Source organism: Microbacterium sp. UBA3394, assembly GCF_002358725.1.
In the GTDB taxonomy this organism is placed as follows: Bacteria; Actinomycetota; Actinomycetes; order Actinomycetales; family Microbacteriaceae; genus Microbacterium; species Microbacterium luteum.
Window position 1 is genome coordinate 1 of the sequence record NZ_DEPK01000228.1, and the last position, 22937, is coordinate 22937.

The 22937-nt window shown below is 65.1% G+C and carries 20 protein-coding genes and 1 pseudogene; 14 read left to right on the forward strand and 7 right to left on the reverse strand.

All coding sequences use genetic code 11. The features are described 5' to 3' along the window. Positions 1–341 precede the first annotated feature (341 nt). The 5 genes and pseudogenes from B4E30_RS13960 (at position 342) to B4E30_RS13980 (ending at position 3227) form a co-directional block, all read left to right on the forward strand. A complete protein-coding gene (locus tag B4E30_RS13960) occupies positions 342–581 on the forward strand; it encodes a PLD nuclease N-terminal domain-containing protein (RefSeq protein WP_286795667.1) in 240 nt (79 codons plus the stop codon). A 195-nt stretch (positions 582–776) separates the two neighbouring features. After that, positions 777–1223, forward strand: a complete 447-nt coding sequence (locus B4E30_RS13965) for an NUDIX domain-containing protein (RefSeq protein WP_286795670.1) — start codon at positions 777–779, stop codon at positions 1221–1223. Positions 1224–1314: 91 nt separating this feature from the next. Beyond that, positions 1315–1751 (forward strand): annotated as a pseudogene (locus B4E30_RS13970) (VOC family protein). Between the two features lie 133 nt (positions 1752–1884). Next, positions 1885–2466 (forward strand): RNA polymerase sigma factor, encoded by a 582-nt coding sequence (locus B4E30_RS13975; protein ID WP_194384560.1) that lies wholly within the window; start codon positions 1885–1887, stop codon positions 2464–2466. After that, complete coding sequence (locus B4E30_RS13980) at positions 2463–3227, forward strand: hypothetical protein (RefSeq protein ID WP_286795673.1); 765 nt, start codon at positions 2463–2465, stop codon at positions 3225–3227. Before B4E30_RS13975 ends, B4E30_RS13980 begins: the two co-directional genes overlap by 4 nt. A 177-nt stretch (positions 3228–3404) precedes the next feature. Here B4E30_RS13980 and B4E30_RS13985 read toward each other — a convergent pair whose 3' ends face one another. Genes B4E30_RS13985 through B4E30_RS14000 form a run of 4 tightly spaced genes read right to left on the reverse strand, consistent with a single transcriptional unit; the run spans position 3405 to position 8532 of the window. Further along, on the reverse strand, positions 3405–4394 hold the full coding sequence (locus B4E30_RS13985) for a hypothetical protein (RefSeq protein WP_286795674.1): 990 nt from the start codon (positions 4392–4394) through the stop codon (positions 3405–3407). Further along, positions 4394–6370 carry a hypothetical protein gene (locus B4E30_RS13990; RefSeq protein ID WP_422655909.1) on the reverse strand — a complete coding sequence of 659 codons (1977 nt, stop codon included), beginning with the start codon at positions 6368–6370 and terminating at the stop codon, positions 4394–4396. Before B4E30_RS13990 ends, B4E30_RS13985 begins: the two co-directional genes overlap by 1 nt. Further along, on the reverse strand, positions 6363–7352 hold the full coding sequence (locus B4E30_RS13995; protein ID WP_194384564.1) for a phosphoribosyltransferase-like protein: 990 nt from the start codon (positions 7350–7352) through the stop codon (positions 6363–6365). The genes B4E30_RS13990 and B4E30_RS13995 overlap by 8 nt, the downstream gene beginning before the upstream one ends. Continuing rightward, complete coding sequence (locus B4E30_RS14000; protein WP_286795678.1) at positions 7345–8532, reverse strand: hypothetical protein; 1188 nt, start codon at positions 8530–8532, stop codon at positions 7345–7347. Before B4E30_RS14000 ends, B4E30_RS13995 begins: the two co-directional genes overlap by 8 nt. Positions 8533–8862: 330 nt before the next feature. Here B4E30_RS14000 and B4E30_RS14005 point away from each other — a divergent pair, with 330 nt between their 5' ends. The 3 genes from B4E30_RS14005 to B4E30_RS14015 all read left to right on the forward strand — a co-directional run bounded on the left by B4E30_RS14005 (position 8863) and on the right by B4E30_RS14015 (position 14258). Next, positions 8863–9105: a hypothetical protein gene (locus tag B4E30_RS14005; RefSeq protein WP_286795680.1), complete on the forward strand. Its 243-nt coding sequence runs from the start codon at positions 8863–8865 to the stop codon at positions 9103–9105. 100 nt (positions 9106–9205) lie between these two features. Next, positions 9206–10657, forward strand: coding sequence for a deoxyguanosinetriphosphate triphosphohydrolase family protein (locus B4E30_RS14010; RefSeq protein ID WP_286795697.1), 1452 nt, complete (start codon positions 9206–9208; stop codon positions 10655–10657). A 565-nt stretch (positions 10658–11222) separates the two neighbouring features. Then, entirely contained in the window at positions 11223–14258 is a 3036-nt protein-coding gene (locus tag B4E30_RS14015; protein WP_286795682.1) for an AAA family ATPase, read from the forward strand. Between the two features lie 22 nt (positions 14259–14280). Here the strand turns inward: B4E30_RS14015 and B4E30_RS14020 are convergent, their stop codons facing one another. Then, complete coding sequence (locus tag B4E30_RS14020) at positions 14281–14799, reverse strand: hypothetical protein (RefSeq protein WP_286795683.1); 519 nt, start codon at positions 14797–14799, stop codon at positions 14281–14283. Positions 14800–15408: 609 nt separating this feature from the next. On the opposite strand from B4E30_RS14020, the gene B4E30_RS14025 reads away from it, so the two are divergent. Next, positions 15409–15660 carry a hypothetical protein gene (locus B4E30_RS14025; RefSeq protein ID WP_286795684.1) on the forward strand — a complete coding sequence of 84 codons (252 nt, stop codon included), beginning with the start codon at positions 15409–15411 and terminating at the stop codon, positions 15658–15660. Positions 15661–15735: 75 nt separating this feature from the next. Here the strand turns inward: B4E30_RS14025 and B4E30_RS14030 are convergent, their stop codons facing one another. Next, on the reverse strand, positions 15736–16551 hold the full coding sequence (locus B4E30_RS14030) for a DNA/RNA non-specific endonuclease (RefSeq protein ID WP_286795686.1): 816 nt from the start codon (positions 16549–16551) through the stop codon (positions 15736–15738). Positions 16552–16726: 175 nt separating this feature from the next. Here B4E30_RS14030 and B4E30_RS14035 point away from each other — a divergent pair, with 175 nt between their 5' ends. The 3 genes from B4E30_RS14035 to B4E30_RS14045 all read left to right on the forward strand — a co-directional run bounded on the left by B4E30_RS14035 (position 16727) and on the right by B4E30_RS14045 (position 19058). Then, positions 16727–17668, forward strand: a complete 942-nt coding sequence (locus B4E30_RS14035) for a hypothetical protein (RefSeq protein ID WP_286795687.1) — start codon at positions 16727–16729, stop codon at positions 17666–17668. Beyond that, positions 17616–18008 (forward strand): GntR family transcriptional regulator, encoded by a 393-nt coding sequence (locus B4E30_RS14040; RefSeq protein ID WP_286795689.1) that lies wholly within the window; start codon positions 17616–17618, stop codon positions 18006–18008. The genes B4E30_RS14035 and B4E30_RS14040 overlap by 53 nt, the downstream gene beginning before the upstream one ends. A gap of 588 nt (positions 18009–18596) precedes the next feature. Further along, complete coding sequence (locus B4E30_RS14045) at positions 18597–19058, forward strand: hypothetical protein (RefSeq protein WP_286795691.1); 462 nt, start codon at positions 18597–18599, stop codon at positions 19056–19058. A 540-nt stretch (positions 19059–19598) separates the two neighbouring features. Here the strand turns inward: B4E30_RS14045 and B4E30_RS14050 are convergent. Continuing rightward, on the reverse strand, positions 19599–20585 hold the full coding sequence (locus B4E30_RS14050) for a DUF2332 domain-containing protein (RefSeq protein ID WP_286795693.1): 987 nt from the start codon (positions 20583–20585) through the stop codon (positions 19599–19601). Positions 20586–20979: 394 nt separating this feature from the next. Between B4E30_RS14050 and B4E30_RS14055 the strand changes: the two genes are divergently transcribed. Further along, a complete protein-coding gene (locus B4E30_RS14055; protein ID WP_194384868.1) occupies positions 20980–22248 on the forward strand; it encodes an IS256 family transposase in 1269 nt (422 codons plus the stop codon). A 394-nt stretch (positions 22249–22642) separates the two neighbouring features. Continuing rightward, positions 22643–22937: hypothetical protein (locus tag B4E30_RS14060; protein WP_286795695.1), on the forward strand; the 295-nt coding region annotated here is incomplete at its 3' end.

Below are 22937 nucleotides of genomic sequence, written 5' to 3' on the forward strand. Positions count from 1 at the left end.
GACACCACACCACGGGACTTGACCCAAGGAAGACCACACCCGCCCCCCACGCAACGGCCGCGCCCGCGGTAAAGCACGCCAGAAGGACGAGCGTTGCCCATACCGGGAACTTGGCTCTCGTCGTTTTACTCACGCTGAGCACTCTACTTCCGAGAGTCTGTTCCTCCCGGGGGTCCCTACCGCGCAGGAATCGGCACTGAATCCGCGACCTGTCGCTGTAAGGCGCCTTCGCGCGAACCGGATTCCCAGGCGGGCCGCGCGCTGATGGGGCGTCCGGGTGCATTTGAGACGGATGCACCGGTGCGTCAAAGCGGTACGACATCGACCCGTAGTGTGGCGGTGTGAGTGACGAGCACAACCCGTTGATCCCTGTCGGCTACGACATCGTCTGGTCGATCGTGACCGTGCTCGTCATCGCGCTCACAATCGCTGCGCTCGTGATGCTCGCACGATCGGCTCGGAGGCTCACAGCGACGCAAGCGTTGATCTGGACTCTCGTCGTTCTTCTCGTCCCATTCCTGGGTCCGGTCGCATGGCTGACAATCGGTCGTCGAGCGGTGCCCGTGAACCCGACCACCTGATCCCGGGGCACCGCTGCAAAACCATCCGCAAGCGGGCGGTGCCCGCCGAGGGAACCAAAAGATCGGGCGCGCGGCCTACTCAAGTCAGATCTGCGGTCATGCATCGATGCAGGTGTTCGCCACCGGGCAGTTCCGGGTTCAAGTGCGGCCGGGTCGTATGAGTGGTGTGGCGCGTCGGCTGGCTACGCTTCCTGGATGCCACGGTCTGACTATGTTGAGTCCATTCGCCGGCGCATCGGCAATGATCTGCTCTTGCTCCCTGCGGTGACCGCGGTCATCCGCGACGGTGACCGCTTCCTTCTTGCTCGTGACGCACAGTCCAGCCTGTGGAGTCTGATCGGTGGCGGCATTGAGCCCGGCGAGACCCCCGTCGACGCGGTCACACGCGAGGTCCTGGAAGAAACCGGCGCCCGCATTCGTATCGACGGGATCGTGGGAGCGTACGGCGGTGCGCCGTTGATGGCCGAGTACCCCAACGGTGACCGCGTCGCATACGTGACCACCGCGTACAGGTGTCGTCTCATCAGCGCTCCGCGTCCTGACATGGATGAGCTGGTCGAGCTTGGCTGGTTCAGCCGCGACGCGATCGCCGACCTCCCGCGGCGGGACTGGATCGATCTGGTACTCGCAGATTGTAGTTAGCTGTGCGGATCCCAAACGGACAATGCGCGCAAGGGGTGAGTCGCGGCCCAGACGCACGACGTTCGCTGGGTGCTCTCTTAGGATGCGACGCATGAGCATCTCGATGGTCAACGTGGGAATCGCAGTCCGGGATCTCGAGGCGGCGATCGCGTTCTTCACAGATCTCGGTCTGACCGTCATCGGCCGAGACGAGGTGAGCGGGGAGTGGGCGGACACGGCGGTCGGACTCGATGGCAACCATGCGAAGATCGCGCTGCTGCAGACACCCGAGGGCGACGGACAGGTAGAACTCTTCGAATACATCCACCCGTTGGCAATCGACACCAACCCACGCGACCCAACGAGATCGGGATGCATCGCGTGTCTTTCTCGGTCGACGACATCGAAGCGGCTCTCTCGGTCGCCGCTCGGCACGGCTGCTACCCCTTGCGTGCCGTCGCGATATACCGGGATCTCTACAAGCTCACCTACCTGCGCGGCCCGAGCGGCATCCTCGTGATGCTCGCAGAAGACCTCAGGAAGAGCTGACCCCGGCACTTCGCGGATCGTCATGCGGGCATCGTTCGCATGCGGGGCCGTCGCGCGCATCGCTCTGTTCTCGTTCGATGGGCGAGCGTGAAGGAGGATGTAACGGGTTGAGGAAGTGCGGACAGTACAGGGTATGGATGCGGTGGATCGGTCGGAGCAGGCGCTGTGGGAGCGTGGTGTCGCCGGTGATGGTGATGCGTTCGGGCTGATCTTCGATCTCCACCGTGATCGTGTGTTCCGGCATGCGTACCGGATCCTCCAGGACGTGCACGATGCTGAGGACGCGACCGCGGTCGCGTTCCTGGAGTTGTGGCGTCGGCGGCATCGGGTGCGGCGGGTCGACGGGTCGCCTCTGCCGTGGTTGCTGGTCACGACCACGAACACGTGCCGGAACCTCGACCGCGCGAAACGACGATACGGTGCGCTGTTGGAGGGGCTGCCGCACGGGTCGCCAGCACGGTCCGCGGAGGACATCGTCCTTGACCAGCTCACCGACGACGAGGTCCTCGCCGCGGCGCTGGGCATGCTCGGGCGGACGGACGCGGAACTGTTCGCGCTGGTCGCGCTCGAGCACTACTCGATCACGGACGCCGCCGCCGCGGTCGGCATCTCGCCAGGTGCGGCCCGCACCCGCATGCACCGCGCCCGTCACGCACTGAAGCGCGAACTCGGGCATCAAACTCTCGCCAGCTACCTCTCCCAGGAGGCGACATGAACACCACACGCATGAGCCCCGAGTTCGCCACCGCGTTCCGGGCCCGACTGGTCGACCACGTCACCACGACCGCCCAGCCGCGGCGTCGCCGGCGTGTCCTGCTCACCGGCGGGCTGGCGTTGACCTTGGCCCTCGGCGGAACCGCCGCGGCCGCCGCCACCGGGCTGCTCCCCCTCCCGGGCGGGACCATGACCACCGACCTGTCCGCGGCTGTATCGGGGACCTTCGCCGGCACCGGCGCCCTGCCACTCGGGGAGCGACCGGCCGATGCGACCGGCGTCGCCGTGTCGCTGACCTGCCTGACACCTGGCACCTTCACCTTTGACGACGGCGCGTCCGTGACATGCACCACCATCGACGACACCACACGCCCCACCACCTACACGGTCCCCGTCGACGCGATCACCGGAAACCAGGTCACGATCGCAACCACGGCAGATGCGGTGTGGTCGCTGACTGCGACGTGGGTGCACGCGGCGACCAACGCCTGGGCGGTCAACGACAACGGCTTCACATACGGGGTGATCAACGACAACGGCGAACCCGATCTGATCGCCGTGGTGACCACCGACGGTCAGCCCGGTTACGTCTGGCAGAGCGACCTGAACGACGCCAACGGGACCACCGCCGCCGAATCATTCACCTCACCCGAAGAGGCCCTCCGCTGGCAGGAGCAGAACGCCGGGACCGTGCATCACATCCCCGTCTACGAGTCCGACGGCACCACACAAATCGGCGTCTTCCAAGTCGGCGGCAACTAACCGAGCCGGAAGCGAGCAAAGGCCGACGATCGATCCTCAACCGGGCGGTACTGGGCCGCATGCATCGTCAAGCGTTGGATTGGCGTGCGGTCCTCGGGGCTAGACCGCAGGCGGCTGCCGTCAGTTGCAGTCATTGAGACAGGTAGCCGGGATCGCGTCGTGATACGCGAAGCGTGTCTACATCTTCGCGGCAGCCTTCGGGCGTCCAAGGTCACGCACAAAACCGAGTTCGAGCAAGTACTCGTGGATGGTCGCGATTCCGTTAGTCGTGTCCTGCTCATACCGCTCGGCGAACGGGAACAGGAAGCTGGTGTTCTGCCCAGCTGCCTCACACCAGTAGTACCAAGCGAAGCCAAGGACCTGCGGCTTCGTGCCGACCGCGGTCAGGTAGACGTGGTCAAGTTCCCCCAATGCGACGACCTTCGCCGCGATGACCTGCGCCGTTGCGAACGGGTTGTTCGCTGGCGCGAAGGATCGCGTTGCGGGCCGGTAGTCCCGTATCGACTCGCGAGCGTTCTCCAGCTTCAGGACACTCTCCTGATACATATGCGGTTGCAAGCTCGGCAGCCCCAGCAGGATCACATGCTCAGCGTTGGGTTTGTCATCCGCAACAGCTTTGACCAGTCCGTGGTCGTATCCAGCGCCGATGATGAGCGCGTCGCGAGGGCTGGGGCGGTTGGTATGGGCACCTTCCATCCCGGGGATGAGCCCTACCCGAGCGACCGGCCCTCTGGTGAATCGCGTGCGCTCACCCTGAACGTAGGACTCTGGATCGGAGTAGTAGACCGTGACTTCGTCGACTCCTGCCCGCTTCAGCGCGAACGGCAGCATGGCGATGTGTGGGCGCATCATCCCGGTGATGTCGATGGCAACTCGCATCCCTGCCAGTGCGGTCGCACCGCCAAGATGGTGGAGCACCTCCGCCCACGACTCCGCCGGGGCGATGGCCTGCGACGCGTTGACGAGCTCACCGTCGGGAAGTTCGGCACTGGTGTAGGCGTACTCCTCATGGGCGATCCACACCTTCCGCGTCGCGTTGACCGCGTCCGCGAGGAGTTGAACTCGTCTCGAGCTGTTGAACGAGGAGAGGAACAGGTCGTAATGCTGCGCGGGCAACTGCGCCAACGTGATCTTCGCCCGCCGGAACGCGGAGTATTCGATGCTCATCAGAACAGCGGGTCTCGGGTGTCGATTGAACGACCGAATGGAGCGTTCAGCGCGAGTTCCAGGGATTCACGTGCACGGGAGAAGGAGAGCTCCGATACGGCGGGGCTGAAGATCGCTTCGATGGTCTCGCTGCTGAACGTCGCGTCCCCGCGCCGGCCGGGCTTCAACCCCCACAAAGGTGTCAGCATCGGGTGAAGCTGGAACTTCCGATGCTGTGAGCCGTGATTGCGAGCGGCTCGACCTCCAATCACTTCAACGAGAAGGCCATGGTCAAGGCACCGTTCCAGGACGCTCAGAGCGTCCTCTGACACTCCCGTCAGCGGCGATGAGAATGTCGTGATGTCGATCTCGCTCGGTTTGTCCGAATACCGGATCGATTGCAGGTAGACGCCGAGCCGTCTCACCGCGATCTCGCATTCCTCGCCTTCGGTGCCGAGCGGTTTCGCGTCGGCGAGATACCACCGTGCTGCGTCGAGCACTCCTTCACTGAGCGCCCGTTCCGAAATGGGAACGGCTCCGCTGAACACGTCCTCACCGTGGAAGTCCGCCCAATGCGACACGTACTTGAGGATCATGAGGAGGCTGCGCGGGAGGAATCCGGACATGCCGACGAGTTCACCGAAACCGGCATACGCGGTGCGCCGGTTCGCTTCCTTGTAGATCTGGGCGACCGCGTCGCTCTTGCGCTGCTTGAAGAAGTTCGCAAGCTCTCTGCTCTCGCGGCCCTCGATGAGTGGTTCCACCCACACGCGAGCCCTCGATGCAGTCTCGGCAGACGGTGTCTGTCCGCTGGCCCAGTGTTGGTAGAACTTAAGAACCGCCAGCTTCTCCAGTAGCGGGTAGTCGGGCAGGGCGACTGCGGCGCACACGTCATCGGCGACGGCGGCGGAACGCGCGCGTTGGGTCGCGGTACGCAGCCGCGTGAGGTAGGGACGTTCGTGCGGCGCGTACTTCTCAAGGACGGCTCCGAGGCGCTTGCTGAAGAACCGATCGTCGGATTCGAACGACAGTCGACCTATCCAGGTCTCCGCCTCTCCGGCGCTGAGTTCGAACTCTCGCAACCGCACGCTGATCAACTCGCGGCAGAACGCCTCATACGCTTTGGGGTCGCGCGCGTACGTGTCCTCAATCGTGTAGATCTCGTACTCGCTGCCCTTCTTGTTCTCCTCACCCGCGCTCAATGTCCTGTGCGTCTTGATACCCCAGCTTCGACCACCGACCAGGAACGTCGCCGGTGCTTCCTTCTCACGGATCAGGGTGTTGAAGTAGATCTGCTGGTCATAGGCGAGGTTCTCGTACTCGTCGGCGAGGAACGTCACCCGGATCCCCTCAAAACCCGGGAGCCTGCTCACGGCCTGGCAGACCCGGAAGACGAGCTCGCCCGGGTTGGAGCGGATGTTGATGTCCAGCCGGCCGGTGTGAGCGGCGTTGTTGATGACCCAGTCGAGATCGCCTCGGATCGCGGACAGCCGTGCCAGCGCGTCCGACAGCGAGCGCCCCGCCCCGACGCTCTCCTCAGCCGACAACTGAATGGTGCCCGCGACCGCGTCGAACACGTCGGCCACATCTACCTCCGCCCAGCTCTCGGACTCCCCCACATCCCGCACCGTGGCGATGAGCAGTTCGGACAGCCACAGGTCCATGTAGTACGCGAACGCGGACGACCAGATGTCCGCGCTCTGTCCTTTTCCGACGAACCGGCTGCCGTTGAGGCCGCTGCATCGGAAGTACACGCCGAGGTAGCCGTCAGCTTGGATCTCGGCGAGCGGTCTGGTACCTCGCGCTTTCTGCAGCGGAAACGAGAAGTGCCGCATCAGGTGCGTACGACCGCCGCCCTTGACCCCAGTGAGAAACTGCGGCATCGGGCTGGCGGGGTCGACGATAGCGCGCTCACGGCCGGCGAACGCGACGTAGGTCCGTTCGATCTGCGGGTCGTTGAGGTCGACCGCTTTCGTCACCTCGAACGGGCTACGCATCACTCCCCAGCTCCTTCTTGTAGCGGCGGAACACCGGCTCCCACGCCACGACACTGTCGTTGACCCAGAAGATGGGCAGGGTGTGGTCGGGAACGTTGTGGTGCAGGCCCAGCATCAACTGGCCGTCCCCGAAGCCGAAGCAGTTTCCCGGCGCCAGGTCAGCACCGTAGCGCTCAGCGACCATGCGCCCGATGTCTCGCTCGATCCCCGGCGGAGGGTCCGAGTACACGTGGGACTCCTCGCTGAAGGTGAGCTGCGACTGGTTCAGTTCATGGACGGCTTCCACCCGGTCAAAGCCCAGGTCGCGGACCGCGTCCAGTCCTTTCGGCTTCGCGAACATCGTGAGGTACCAGATCTCAACATCCTGGCCGCTGCGGGTCGCGGCTGCGCGGAGAAGCTCAACGAAGTCCACGTTGTGTTGCACCGCTTGAGTGCCAGTGCCGAGCACATCGTCGATGAACACCACGCGTCGAAGCTCGGGGTCCGCGATCCGGAACTCATTGTCATCGCTCGAGTGGGAAAGGATCTGGTAGGGGTTCGGGAACAGTTCCTTGTCGAGGGTGTTGTCCTGGCGGAAGTAGTAGAGCAGGTGCGTTCCGCTCTCGGACGGGTTGCCGACGCCCAGAAACCTGGTGCGTGCCAGCTGCGCCTCGTACTCGGCCTGGAGGTACTCCGCATCAGAGCGTCCGCCCGCGTCGGCCCGAATGCGCTGGATGATCTCGTACCGGAAGAGGTCTCGGTACATCGCCGTGAGCAGCTCCCGTACTTCACGCAACCCGAAGTACGTGAAGTGGGACAGCAGGTGAGCTGCGTGGGATTGCTCCACCCGAACGGAGACATTCTCGGTCTTGCCGGTGAAGTTCTCCAGCCACCGGTTCACATCGGGGACCGTGCCGTTTCCTTCCCACAGCACTTCGGACAGCACTTTGATACGTCGGCGGACGCCTGCTTCGTCCTCGTCTGCACCACCCAGTTCAAGCATCTGGATTCACCTCGAAGACGTCGATGTGCTCTGCGGGCGACGGCGTCCCGTTGCGCCGGGCGGTCAGCAGTGTCCGGCCACGGATCGGGTCGCGCACAGACAGCGTCCGCTGGTAGCCCAGACACTGCACGATCTCCGCGAGATGCTGGCTTGTGTGCAGAGTGCTCCCTACGACGCTGTTTGTACCGGTCACGAGAGCGATCCGCTTCACGCCCGTGGTGCGTGCGTTCGTGAACGCCGCCTGCATGTCGACGAAGTACGTCAGGTAGATGGCTGCCCGGCGTGCGTCCTTCCTGCCGATGCCTTCGAGGAGGCCGCGGAGGCTCGGGCTCCACACGTCGGCGGTCGTCAGTGTCGCATCCTTCGCGGAAAGATGTTCGCGGCCGATGTTGCCATGCTCTATGTGCACGGTCCGTCCCGTTGGCGCGTGCCCCAACCAGCCCGCCTCCAGACTCGTGCTCCGCACGTACTTCTGCGCCGCGCCATACGGGGGGCTTGAGAGCAGCAGGGTGGTGCGTGCCTCCTCTGGCGAGGGCCACATGTCGAGATCGCGCGCGTCGCCAGTCCACACGTGCGCGGGTGGACGGCGCCGCGGCAGCCGCTCGAGCTTCGCCACCATCGCCGTCGCCTCGGCACCCCACGCCTCCCACACATCCGAGGCGGTCGCGGCCGCGTTCCTCTGCGTGCGCACCGGGACGGGAATCCGCGGGTCGGTTGTCGCGACGCGCCGCGCCGTCAGCACCAGACACAGCATCGCCACTTCCCGATCGGCGGCGGATAGGTCGGCGGCCTCCGAAATGACGGTGAGGAGCCTTCCCAACGCCGAAAGCGCCTGCGGCGCGTACCAGCGACCAAGCGCGGTCGACGGGATCGTGGGACGGCGGCACCGTTTCGCTGCCGCGAGGACCTCATCAAGCCGCGTCTCTGCGTCGCCAACCTCCTCCGCGCGCACTTTGACACGGCTGACGAGTGCCGCGACGGGGTTCTGTTCCACGCCGATGGACGCGATGCCCCGAAGCTGCGCTTCGAGCAGGACGGTACCCGAGCCGACGAACGGGTCGAAGACCAAGTCGACGCCGTCGACTATCGCATCGGTCGCGAGCAGGAATCTCGGAATGTGACGCAGGAGTCGCGCAGGGTACGGGTACAGCCCGTGGGTGTACTCGTTCGCCGGAAGCACACCCACCAGCTGTCGAAAACTCACATCGAGCGACTCGCCCGAATATCTGCGCGCCAGGTCGGCGTATTCGCGTGAGTAGTGACGTGAGGTGACGTGGGTGGGCGGTGGCACGGCCTCAGCGGACACGAGGTCACTCGACACTGCTAACCCTGCCCGTCACGTCTTTACGGCTCACTCTCGATTACGGTACAGCGCCCACGCCCCGGGACGTGCTATTGCCGCCGACGCACCCCCGGATCATCTGCTCGTTTGATCCGCCGCAGGGTATGATTCACAGCCCGAAGCCGATAGGCTTAAGGCCTCCTACACGCCGCCCTGGAGGGGATCTCGATGACACTTGTTGCCCACCGCGTTGCAGACTCACGAACCCAACAGTTGAAGGCACTCATCGAAATCCTCGTCGACGTCGTCAAGGCGCACGGCGGGACGGTGTCGCAGCGTGAAGCGATGCGTGAGGCGGCAACGAAGGCCGAGATGTCGGTTTCCGAGATGCCGTACATCGTCAACTCTGCCGTCGCCGACCATCGGATAACCGCGGACCTGCGGTCTGGGAAGTTGGAACTTGTAGTCTGAGTCGGTGGCAGTTGAGAACCCGCCGGACGCTCTAGTCAAACTTGCCGACGGATCGTGGGTTCTGCCGCGCACCCGCGAGCAACGCTACGACCGACGGGAAGTGTCCCGACCGAGCGCCCGGGATCACCGCACGGAAACCGAACGCGACCGGGGCCGACTGGGCTACTCGGCGTACCTGAGACGCCTCGCCGGCGTGACCCAGGTCGTCTCGCCCGAGCTCGCATCCGCACAGATGCACAGTCGCTCATCGCACACCCACAAGGTGGCCATGATCGCGCGAGAGATTGCAGACCATGTGACACGCAGTGCCGATGAGAACGGCGCCTGGCGGGCAGTCATCGCCGCTGCGGGCGGCCTAGACATCGCCGCCTGTGAGGCCGCCGGACTTGCACACGACATCGGCCACCCCCCGTTCGGCCATGCCGGTGAGGACGCGCTGGACGCCTACCTGGAACTCAAGGACGTCGAGGACGGATTCGAAGGGAACGCGCAGACGTTCCGAACCGTGACACGTCTTGACCGCAACAAGGGCACCACCGTCTACGGGCTGAACCTGACGAACGTCACGCTGGCGGCGATACTCAAGTACCCGTATGCGAAGCGCAAGCCGTACATGGACGGGAAGAACCGAAAGTTCGGGGCCTACCTCGACGATGCCGACCAGCTCCGGTACGTGCGCGCTGCGGTCCTCGACCTCGGAGAGGCCGGGGAGGACCACGGGCGGCAAACGCTGGAAGCCTCCATCATGGACCTCGCCGACGATGTCGCCTACGCCATCCACGACCTGGAGGACTTCCTCGCAGCCGGTCTCATCGATGTCGGCCTGGTCCTCGACGACATCAATGCCGCGCTCGACGACGCCGGCATCGTTCAAGACATGCGCGAGAAGGCAGACTTCCGCAGCGCCAACTTCAGGAAGACACCAGGGCGGTTCTCCCAGCCCCTGGTGTTCGTCGAAGCGTCAAAGCGGCATCGAGTGGGGTACTCACCCCACTACAACGACCGGGACTATGCGGCCGCCCTGCACGATGTCGGCCGCTTCCTCACCCAGCTCGGGGACCCCGACCTTCAGGACTACGCGCAAAATCTGAGGCTGCTGCTGAAGGATTTCATCACGAAGTTCTTCGACGCCATCGAATTGAACGAGGACCCACCTTACGCCGACGGCCCGTCGGTGTACCTCACGTCGGAAGCCTGGCATCAAATGCAGGTGCTGAAATCCATCACGCGCCATTACCTAGTGTCTCGACCCCGCATGGGTTCGATGCAGCGGGCTCAGACGAGGTCCATCGAGATTCTGATGGAAGGTCTCGCGGACTGGATCTGTACCGCCCCCAAGGAACACTCTCTCCCGCCGACGCTGCTGAGCATGCTCGCGCGCAACAACGTCGCGGTGCCCATCACTCGGCAGTCGACAGACTCCCTCGAGCCTGGGCACTTCCGCGCCCTGTCCGACTATGTGTGCACCATGTCCGACTCCGAGGCCCTCATGCGATCCCAGTGGCTCGCAGGCACGGAAGTCCCCGGCTCGTTCCGCCTCGCACTGTCCTGATGGTTTGGAGATCCAACTTTCTAGGAGACGGGTCGAAGGAGCTGGCGCAAGGCGAGCACCGGTACTGCGAATGCAAAGCCCGCGCCGGGGCCCGGAGTCTCTGCCGCCAACTCCCGTGGGACTGTTGAGGCGCTGTCCTCGTGGCCGTGCGAACCCAACAAGTCGCTAACCGGACTGTGATTGGTGCTCTGGGGCGTCACCATCGTCTTCAAAGTCGCCCGGCTCGTCGTCAAGGTGCTCGGGGGCAATATGAGGTTACCGTCGCGCGGTGCGGGAGAGTTCTAGCACGCCGACTTTCGGGCCCGATGACGTTCGTGGACCCTCGGAGAGAGTGCGCGATCAGCGGTCCGCGATCGCGTTCTCTCTCGCAACCGAAGGCGTTGGCGTCCGAGCCTTGCGACCACGTTCGGAAGGCCGGCCCCTGACGATGCCCGATAAGCGCAGCTCATCCGAGACGCCGGATCGCCGCCCTATTTCCCAAAGGGCAACGGCTCCAATGCGATGCACGCAGGCACTTTCTGTGTAACCACTCGCAGGTTAGACACTATTGGCGTACTCTGAGCGCATGCGCGGGGGTCTCGAACGCTGGAAGCGGGGTGTCGAATCGCAGGGGGTTCGGCAGGCGATGGCCTACGCGTTCAAGGGAAGCTGTGATTCTCACCTCCGCAGTGTCACGGGCGTCGAGGCGCTCGCCGCCTACGGTGGAGGAGACGCCGCCTGCGTCACACGGTTCACCGTCGAGGCCGGCGTCATCACGAGTGACGGACTTGACGCCGGTGAGCTACGCCGTTGGGTCGACGGGCGGGACCCGCGCACCAGCGACGCGCGTGGTCGCGAGATCACATCACCGCACGCCGACCTTCTCCTCGACGGCACGATCAACGCTCCGAAGTCATACAGCATCGCCGCGCTGATCAATGACGACCTGGCGACCGAGTTCGAAGCTCTACAGAACCGCCTTCGCGCCCAGATCATCACGACCTGGCAGCGGGAGCTGAACGCGCGCCGAGGCACCGGTGGCAGCATCCGAGAACCGCTCCATCGCATCGAAGTGGTCGAACTGCAGCACCGGCGATCGCGGGCGCTCGACCCGCACATCCACCGGCACCTGTGGCTGAACATCAAGGTGCTCGGCGAGGACGGCAAGTGGTCCAACGTCGACTCTCGTGTCGCGATGAAGCTCCACACCCTCATCAACGCCGAGGGTGAACTCGCCGCGCGCACCGACCCGGAGTGGATTCGCGCGCTCGCACGCAACGGATACTCCCTCGACGACGTCGGTGAGATCGCCGAACTCGCGCGCGCCGTCCGTCCGCTCTCACGGCGTTCGAACCAGATCGAGGCAAACCGTGCAAAGTTGCTGCTCGAGTGGCGGTCGGAGCATCCGGGACAGGAGCCCGACCACGACATACTGCAGCACATCGACCGGCTTGCCTGGGCGAAGAACCGTCCGAACAAGCCCGGCGTGGTGGATGAGCCCGAGTGGAAGGAGCTCATCCGCGAGGAGCTACGCGCGATCGACCCTGACCTGCTGCGGACGCGGTCCGCCAAGAGCCTGCAGGCGGTGGCGATCGAGGACATCGATCGAGATCTGCTTGCGGCGTGGGCGCTCGTAGACGCCGACTCCCGTTCGGCTGCATGCGGAGGAAGGTTCAGCAGCTACGACCTGCGAGCGGGCGCAACGCGCGCAGTCGCGGGATCCGGAGTCGTCGCCTACCGCGATGACCTGCAGGGACTCATTGACGACATCGTGGTGCGGGGCCTCGATCACACCGTCGACCTGCTCGAGGCCGACGGCGAGCGGCCGCAACACATTAAGGGCTATATGGCCGCCACGACCGCGGGACTGAAGGTCGAGCTGGCCGCGCGGTTCGATGCGCTCACGCGGGCGGGGGAGCCGGTGGGACGCAACGACATTGCCGACATCGCGGACCTGGTCCTGGACGCCGACGTAACGCTCGACGAAGGTCAAGCGGACGCAGCGGCCGCGATCGCTGGCACGGACCGTCTGGTGTCGGTGACGGGGCCAGCGGGCGCAGGAAAGACGACGATGCTCCGCGTCGCGCGTGCATCCCTGCAGCGGCAGGGGCGGCAGCTCGTCGTGGTGGCGCCTACGAAGAAGGCTGCCTCGGTCGCGGGCCGGGAGATCGGCGCGACCGCGCTGAGCCTGCACGCGCTGCTCGCCGATCACGGCTGGCGCTGGGGCCGGGACGAAGCCGGCGCCGAGGTGTGGACGCGGCTGCGGGTCGGCGATGCGGACCCACGCACGGGTGGCGTCTTCGCCGGGCCGCGCCGGTTCGCACTGCGGCCAGGTGATCGCGTCGTCGTCGACGAGGCGGGAATGGTCGATCTTCACACCGCTTCGGCGCTCGCAGCGATCGCTGCGGAAACTGGCGCGGGCATCGCGATGGTCGGCGACCACCTCCAGGCAATGCCGGTCGGCCACGCCGGCGCGATGGCGTGCATGACCCGCCGCGCTACCGCCGTCATCGAGCTGACCGCGGTGCATCGCTTCCGCGACCCGGACTACGCCGCGCTCACGCTGCGCATGCGGGAACCGGCGTCGCGCGATGACGCGCTCGCCGTTGCGTCCGAGCTCGACGCGCGGGGTTCGATTCACCGGGTGACGGATGCCGCGCAAGCCCGAGACGTGATGGTTGACGCCTGGTTCCGCTGGGCAGCGATGCGCCGACGTGTTGCGCTGGTGACGAGCACGAACGAAGAGGCGGACGCGATCAACGAGGCGATCCAGGAGCGGCGAGTGGAACTCGGGCAACTGCACGCGAACCGACTGGCCGTGGGGCAGGGGGAGCAGCGACTCCTTGAGGGGGACGTTGTCCAGACGCGGCTGAACGATCGCGTGGCTGACGTGGAGAACCGAGCGTTGTGGACGATCCGTCGGATCGGTTGTTCGGACATCGTTCTCGTCGCGCTGGGGGACAGTGGAGATATACGGCGAGTGCCGCTCGAGTATGCAGCGGAGCACGTGCACCTGGCCTACGCCTCGACGGTGCACGGCATCCAGGGCGAGACGACGGATGCGTCGATCGTTGGCCCGGGCGTCGACGCGTCGGGACTATACGTCGGGATGACGCGCGGGCGGATGCACAACGAGGCGATCGCGATCGGGTGGAGTTCGGATGCCGCGCGGGAACATGTCGCGGACAGCATGATGCGCGGCGCTCAGGAGGTGAGCGTAGACGACTCGGTGCGGGCCGCACGGAATGAGCTTGGACGTGCGGCTCGTACTCCGGTGGTTCCACGTCCCGGGAGTGGCACCGCGGGCGTAGGTCCTGACCATCCATCGGATGCGGCTCACCGTCGCGAATGGCTTGCGTCGGCCACCAATGCCTTGGCTTCACTCGAAGCTCAGATCGCGGGCGAGGTGGCCGTGCACCATGCGCGCGAGTCGGCGGACTCGAAGAGGTACGAGGCGCTGACGGGTCAACGGGATCGAGTCCGTCTCGCTGTTGACGCCGTCGTTCGGGCGCAGGAACGCACGCCCCGGGAGGTGCCGAAGCTCGGAGCCGCCCACCAGGACCACGCGCGCGCTCCGCATGAGGTGAATCACGCCGTCGACCATGCCTCGCGTGGTCTCTGATGTGGGCAGTGAGAGCTTCTGCTCAGTGGGCTCGAGTGCGAGGGGCTGCTGAGTGCGCCATCTCTTGGCGGGCGGGCCTTGCGAAGATTGGTTGAAGCGCAAGAGTGGCGACGGCGACCAGCGCAGTGGTCGCCGCGAGGCTGTCTCGTCCTCCGTACTTGAGCCATCCCAGCACCCCTCCGCGGGAGGGAGCATCGCCGAGTTCGCGAACTGCTGGTCCGAACTCCCACGCCGTGTAGGCGGTGATCACCAGGGCGAACGTCACGACCGCGAACGCGATATTGGCAGCTGCCGCCGAACCGGGTGTGAGTCGGACCGCGCTGAGGACGAGTCCGCTGATTGTCGCGCTGCCGACGATCGCCGTGACGGCGAGGGTCAGCGCTGGGACGTGCGGGCCGACAACGATCTCGATGTCGTTGGTGACGGCGTGCAGGGCCACTCCGTCGTGCGCGGCTGATACGCGCATGCTGAGGTATCCGAGAACGAATACAAATACCGCCCCCGCGACCGCGCCAACTGCTGCCCACGTCAGTTGCCTCATGCGGCGCCACGATACGCAAAGAGTCGCCGCGTCGCGACCGGCGCGCATCCTCCCATCATTGGTGCATGGTCGCGCGGACTGAGGTGGACCGTGATGGGAGCGGGCTGAGTCGCTTCGGTACGGTTGGGGCATGCTGTGGAGGCGGTACTCGAAAGTGGTCGCCCTGGCGTTTCCGGTCGGTGGTCTCGGTGGGGTGATTCTGGCGTCGCTCGTCTACTTCGGTGGGAACCCGGACTATCGCAATCAGGGTGGACTGTCGGCGTTCATGTACCTGGTGGGAGCGGGGGGTCTGCTGGGACTGGGGAGCGCCGTAGGCGCAGTACTCGGGGCAACTCTGATTCTGCTCGTATGTGATCGGCGCCTCCAGAGGTCCTCCGGGGCGCGAATTGGACTCGGCGTGGTGGGGTCGGCGGCCGGGGCTGCTGCAGTGTGGGTAATCGTCGGAGTGATGGACAACGCGCTCGCGCCTACGGGTCGTCCTTGGCTCTCGACTTCGTTGATGGTTTCAGGCCTGGCCGCTTTGTGCGCCGCTGGGGCCGCCTGGCTGATGATCGGGTTGACTGAGAGGCGAGCATCATCGTCACGCCAGGACCGGGAGCGGATCGGCGCATGGTCGGGCTGATCGCGAGCTTCATTGTCGGCTCCCTGGCCATGGTCGGCGGTGTGCTTATCGTGCGGCACCGCGTGCATCTCTACGAAGGGACTCGTCGCAGACAGCGGCGGCTGGTGGGCAGGAACGCGGCCGGAGCATTCGAACGACTACAGCGTCCGTTCTGGGCTGGGCTCGTTGGCATATGGTTCGTCGCGATCGGAATCGCGGTCATTGTCAGCGCCGTCCTCGTGGCCGCCTCTCCCAACTGAGGGCTATGTGCGGGTCGCCGGGCTCGAACTGCATGCCCATCAGGGGGCAAGAACGAAGGTTGCGCCTTCGTTACCTCACCTCCGTCCGAGGGTGATCTCACTCGGCGCGGCGAGTTCACGCCAGGTGTGGGCAGCCGCCGACGGTGCGGTGATGTCCGCAGCGGTGAGGGGTCCGAGGTCAATGCTGGTGAGGTCGGCGACGGCGGCGACGGGAACCTGGAAGGTGCGAAATCCACCCAAGGGTGGGGCACTGATGAGGCCGACGCTGAGGTCGACGAGTTCGGACTGGTCGAGCACGTAGGCTGCTGCCGCGAGCCCAGTGAGAGACTGCCACGCGGCGATCTTCCAGTACTGCATCGGAATCTGCAGGCCCCGGTAGAGCGGGTCACTCGCCGCGAGGACGGGAGCGGTGAATACGGACACGCGCTGGTCGGTCGTATCCGCGTACTTCAGAACGTGGTCCTCCAGGCCAAGCCAGAGCTCTTTCGATTGGTTGAACCCGGATGCCTGGGGTGCGGCGTTCGGGTACCGGAAGGTCTCTTCGGTGGCCGCGCGGGCGGTGGCACGGTCGCCCCAGCCGGGATCGCGGCGACGAACCAGGTGCCCTCGGTCGAGGTCGTTGGCTGCGTACACATCTGGCCCGGCCTGCTGTGATGCTGGCACCCGGGCATCAAGGGTCCAGGTCCCGGTCCGTGGGATATCGCGCAAGCTCGCCCCGTCGATGTTCACCGCTGTGACAGCCGCGAGGCGCCGTTCCGTGTCGAGCACAACCGTGAAGTGCGTGTAATCCAGATGGGCGTTCGCCCGCTCAGGCAGTGGGAGAGGGACCTCAACTGTCAGGAAGGAGGGTGCGTATCCGGTGACCACAAGGTCATTGTTGTGGTGGGTCATGACCTCCATGTGAACGGCGGCCCTGCAGGCGCCGCTCGTCAGATCGAGACCTTGCACTCTCGGGTGCCGCTGACGCAGCTGTCGATCGCGGTCTTGCCGATAGACAGCTCTTGCCTCCGTGTCAGTCTGATGACACAGTTACTGTACTTTCTTCTTGGTACAGGAGGTTCTGGATATGTCGATGTTGACGGTGATGGTGTTCTCTGTGGCAGCATTGGGAGTGCTGATCGGGGCAGTGACTTTCCGCCGGTCATCCGGCTGGCGTGAGCCGGGATCGTCTTTCGGGGGTGCGGTGATCGCTGCGCTGGCTGTCGGCGCAGCGCTCGCGGGTGAGTTCCTCGTGCTTGGGAGCGGGAGTTGGCCGTTCATGTCGCTGGGGGCGCCGTCCAGCCTTGAGATGGTGTCGTGGCTGTTCGATATCCCGGGGGAGTGGCAGTTCGTTGCGCCGCTCTTCCTCGGCCTCGTCGGTGTTGCACCGTTTCTGACGCCGGATACTCGGGGTGTCCGTAGCGGTGGCGCGACGGTGGCTCGTCGGACGATCCTGTCCTTTGTGCCGCGTGGGTGGGCCGTCACGTGTGGAGTGTTGGCTCTCGTAACCGTTGGCCTCACCCTCATCGGCGGTGCGATGTCATCCCCCGATGGAGATGGCCGGTTCACCATGTGGGCGCAAGACGCCGGTGTGGGCGAGGTGGGCACCCTGGTGTACGGGTGGGCGTACTCGTGGCCGAGTCTGATCGCTCTGGGCGGGCTCATCGGCGCAAGCACCATCGCGCTGGCGGTCATCGTGCACCCTCCGCTCGATGCGGATGAGCAGAAGGACCGAGCTCGCCGTCGCTCACGTAGCCGAGCGGTCGTCGCGACCGCGTCGGGTGGTCTCTTCTTCCATGTCGGCGCCGTGCTGATCTTCTTCGCAAACACCGCGAGCTTGAAGACAGGGGTGTTCGTCGAGGACGATGTCGTGCCGGTCTTCCCGCCGTTTGCAGCAGCCGGTCCCTTCATTCTCCTTCTTGGGGTGGCTGCGATCGTTTCCGGGTTCGCGGTGTGGACCGCATTGTTGCTGACCTATGCCCGCGACGCGGTCGCCGCACGTCAGAGGGTTGCGGCCCGTGCGCATTGAGCTGTCCGGTTCTACTCCACCGGCCGATCAGATCGCGGATCAGCTCCGTGGCTCGATCTCTTCGGGGCAGCTCCTTCCGGATGAGCGCCTCCCGTCGGTCAGGCAGCTTGCGCGGGATTTAGCGGTTGCCCCGGGAACCGTCGCGAAGGCCTACCGCTCCCTGGAGGGCGAGGGTTTCGTCACCGCGCGACCGGGTGGCGCCACCCGCGTCAGCCCGCAGGCGAGTCCAGCGAGCGCGCGGGTCCTTGGTGCTGCGCGAGCTCTGTCAGCCGAGTGCGCTCGGGCAGAACTGTCCGCCGATGACGCGGTGCGCATCCTTCGCGCCGTCTGGGGCAGCTGAGCTGCACCCGGGCACGAGAGATACGAAATGGGAATTCGCAGCACGCCACTCGATACCCACAGCTGACGCCGGCACCCGGCACCTGGCTCCCGGCGCGCGGGGCGGGTTAGGCGAAGCGCGCGGCGGCCTGGAGGGGGTTACGGATCTCGAACACCCCCTCCCGCCCAGCGGTCGCCGCGCCAGTACCCACGCCGCTTGCGGGGAGCGCGACCGCGCGGTCCGGAGCGCATCTGGGCGTCCTCGAGAGGGATGGGACCTCTTGCGGGGCGGGGTGGTCGGCGCAGACCCGTCGCACGTTGAACCGTGACGCTTTGTATAGGCGAGAATATGGCTGTGGAGGAGCGAGGTGCTGAGCGCGGCGATGAGATTGCGCGGCTTCGTGAGCGAATCTACGGATCTGGGGCAGCTCCATCTGCTGAAGACATTCTGCGCTTGCGGCAGTTGGAGGGTAGGACGACGGGATGGCGAGGGGATCGCAATCTAGCGGAGCTCGACGACGCGCATGATGAGCGCGCGGGGGTCAACGGGCGTGATCCGGGCGCTGACGAGGATGACGGTAGGCTTCGTCGGCGTGGGTTAAGGACTTTCATGCTCTGCGTTCTTGTGGGGATGGCGTGCGCTGCAGGCGGCCTTGGTGTGGGTCTCGCTACCAGTGACGCGCCGACGGACGGTGACCTTCCGGAGCTTGGATTCGCGCAGACAGATGAGGATCTTCCGCCCGGCGTCGACCTTGAGGAGCTGGGGCTCGAACCGGAATCGACTCGTCTGATCGCGACCATTGAGGGCGCGACGTTCTACCTAGGACTACAGGGAAATCAGGCGCCCGGGATTCGGACGTTGTGTCTGCTCGAGTTTCCGGATGGCAGCGAAGAGTTGGATTCCGTCTCCTGTGCGGGGGGCTCGGACGATCGTCTCGAAGGTGCGGTATTCGTGAGTCACGACCAGTCGACCGTGTTTGTGGTGGGTGATAGCGCCGCCGTGAACTCACCCCTGATCCCGGATGCCGATCCGATTCCTATCTCGGAGAGCGTCACAGCGTTCCGCCCATGAGCTGCGGCGGACGCGTTGGCATGCGCCGTGCGTTCGTCAGCTCGCAGGGAATCCCTCTGGGCGTGAATGCCCATCGTGCTGTCGTTTGATGAAGTTCGCCGCCGGTCGGACGGATCGGCCAGTGGTCGGACTGTGCAGAATGTTGACACCTCATCACGGACGACGACCTCGAGCGCTGTTATCGTGCGGCGAGGTGTAGGTCCCGGTTGGAGTTGTCCCTTTCGCGGATGAGATGTCCAGGGTGTGTCCATCTGGACAGTTCGGCGAGCAGCGTCCGAGCTGACAGCATTTGGCTGATGGTCTCCACGATCCGCGAACCGCGACCGGCCGACGAGTCGAAGTTGCCGGCCTGCTCGATCGGGTCAGCGTCATGGCTCTCTTCTCTCTTCGAGTCGATTCACGTTGGCGATCAGTTCAGGCAAAGCGCGTAACCGGCACATGTTACTCTCACCTCGAACTTCCTCACCGCAGAGCCGGTCGAGCAGGTCGTCAGCGTGGTGCTCAAGGCTGAATAGGTCCGGAAGTCGGACGCTACGACACCTATAGGTCGTGCGATTGCAGCCGCTGGAAACTCTGACCGTGTGGCCCGACGAGAGCAACGGGCTCGCCGTCGCGGGCGAGGATCGTTCGCCCACGAACCTCATCGTCGACCTGCTTCATGATGAAGGGGAGGACGCCGGCACCTTCGTTGCTGATCCAGGTGACCTCATTCATCGACTGCATCAGGCGGGCGAACTCTGTACGGCGCTCCTCGGCCAGATATACGAGCACGGCGCTGTGGAAAACGACGACATGGGAGCCGGCTGGTGCCTGCTCAATGAGGGCGGGGATTTCGTCGATGATGTCGCCGGCGACGAGATGGGGTGGGTCCGCGGCTACAAGTGCTGCAGCGCGGTGGAGGCGATCGCGTCGCTCCGCATGTTCCGGCCACACGAGCGTTTCGAGCCATGCGAGCTGGTCAGGGTCCGCGACGTCGAGGGGGTTCAGATCGACGCCTGCGCGCCATGCGACGTCGGGGAGACGGGAGGGCACGCTGGCTGCGTCGATCGTGCATGGGAGTTCGACGGGGCTCGGCCCGGTCGACGGGTCTAGTCGAACGTGGTCGGTCGTGCCGTCGGTGGTGTAGCGGTAGCTGTAGCGATCGGGGTAGAGGACCAGGCCGCCGGCGGCACCGGCCTCGATGAGGGCCAGCGGCCCTTCGAGCTGCTCGAGGACGGGGAGGAGTACGGCGCACCGCGCAGCCTCGTTGGTCTGGGTGGAGCGGGCCATGATCACCGGGATGACAGCATCCCAGTGTTCGATGATCCAGTCGCGGAAGTCCGCGTACCTGCCGGCAGGGGCACCAAGGAATCTCGCCGCGGCGAAGACAAGGTTCGGCTGCTTCTTGGTCGCTGGTAGCGCGGCGATCAGGTCCAGGACGGCGGGGTCGTCGGCGACCCCTGTCGCCCAGTCGAAGTAAATCGCCGAGACGCCGGCGGCTTCCAGCTCGGCGAATCGTCGATACCCATCAGCGAGAACCTGGCTCATACCCGCGACGATAACGCTGCGGTGCCGACCGTCCGAATCCGTGCCACAGCCGTCATGGACAACTCAGGCCAGAGCCTGGCCGCACTTCGGTGGACACTTTCGGTGCGAGATGTCGGCTCTGTCGATGGCACCGTTCGCTCGTGCGTGGTCGCGACCTAGACGGTGCTATCGCTCGCGACGTCGATCGTTGTCGTGGCCTCGATTCCGTTTCGCACTCAACCGCGGCGCTGTTGGCTAGGGCCGAACGCGCGCCACCTGGGTCCAATGCGGGCAACATGGGTGAGTCCCATAGCGTGGTGTCAATTCCCGCGGGGGGTTCTCGTCGTCGTAGACGATGAAGGGCCACCGTGGGATGACCATTGTTTCCGGCAAGAAGCAAAGCAGAGATCCCACGATGACCCACTACCAGTCTGCCCTGACGACCTTGATCGGCGAAGTCCTCGCTGACCCTGACCTGGCCCATTCGGACGTGTTCCGTCGGATGCTGCAGGCCGGCCTGCAAGATCTGGTCGACGCGGAAGCGACGGTGAAGATCGGTGCTGACCGTTATGAGCGGACCGCGGAGCGCAAGACCCGTCGCAACGGGACCCGCCCGAAGACCCTCGCGACCCCGGCCGGGGAAGTAGACCTTCAGATCCCGAAGCTGCGGGAAGGATCGTTCTTCCCGTCGTTGCTGCACCCGCGCCGCCGGGTCGACAAGGCGCTCTACGCGGTGATCTGCCAGGCCTGGATCGATGGGGTCTCCACCCGCAAGGTCGACCAGTTGGTGCGGGCGTTGGGGAACGACACCGGCATCTCCCGGTCGACGGTCTCGCGGATCTGCGCCGAGATCGACGAGTCAGTGCACGAGTTCCTGCACCGCAGGATCGATCACACCTGGTTCCCGTACCTGTTCCTCGACGCCACCTACCTCGACGTCCGCCACCGCGGCCGGGTCGTCTCCCAGGCCCTCGTCGTCGCGACCGGTGTCTCCGGCGAAGGACGCCGGGAGATCCTCGGGATGGCGCTCGGGGACGCGGAGACCACCGACTTCTGGACCGAGTTTCTCCGCGGCCTCCGCGACCGCGGCCTGAAAGTCGCCACCGACGCCGACCCGCTCGGCGTGACCCTGGTCACCAGCGACGCGCACGCTGGCTTGAAGGCCGCGGTCAAGGCGATCCTGCCCGGGTCCGGGTGGCAGAGATGCCGAGTTCACTTCGCCCGCAATGTCACCCAGAAGCTCGGCTCGGCGCGTTCGAAGCCGGTCAACGCGTTGATCTCGACGATCTTCGCGCAGACCACGACCGAGGCCGTGATCGCGCAATACAAGGCCGTCACCGACAGCCTCCGCAGCTCGTTTCCCGAGATCGCGACGATGCTCGAGGCGGCCGAAGCGGACCTAACCGGGTTCGCGCCGTTGCCCCGCGAGCACTGGCAGAAGGTCTGGTCGAACAACCCCATCGAGCGCCTCAACCGCGAGATCAAACGCCGCGCCGACGTCGTCCAGATCTTCCCCGACCAGGCCAGCGTCACCCGCCTGATCGGCGCCGTCCTCCAAGAGCAGCACGAGGAATGGGGCTACGGCGAACGCCGCTACTTCTCCGACATCTCCATGCGCAAACTCATCCACACCCTCCACGAGCACACCGAACCCGCCCACCCCGAGCTCTACCTCACCGCCTGACCAACACCCACCATCAGGAAGCAACGGAATGACACCACACCACGGGACTTGACCGGCAACATCCGCGCGAACGGCCAGTGTGAAACTGAGACGGTTTCGGTGTTGCTGTCATGTTCTTGATGAACGCATGCTCCAGGAGGATGACATGGATGAGTGGTTGAGGTCCGGACTTGCCGATGCTGACCCTGGAAGGGATGGAGTTGGCAACGATGCGTCGGGACTAGTCCGAGAGATGACACATCGCGCCGAAGCTCACGCAGCAGAGGGCCCCAACAGTCGGGGGCGGTGGTGGAAGCGCCGGCGATTTGCTGTACCGCTGGGTGTCGCGGGGGTCGCGGTACTGACGGGCGGTGCAGTCCTTCTCCCCCTGACGCTCACAGTAGACGGTGACGAAGTGGACCCGGACCTCAGGCTATCGGTTGACTACACCACCAGCAGCGGGGTGGCTGTGGGCTGTGAATACTGGATCTACTTTGGGAGCCCTGCCGAGCGCGATGAAGCGAACGAGCGGCTGGTCTCCTTCCTTCAAGACCATGACTGGGACGATCTCGGACAGCGCGCTTACGCTGAAGCGATCTCCGATCCGTTCACGCTGGGCAACAATGGGTGGCTACAAAGCGATTCTCAGGAGGCGCGGGACAAGATCTCTCTTGAGCGAGGGATATTGTTTAGACGGCGCTTCGGAAAGC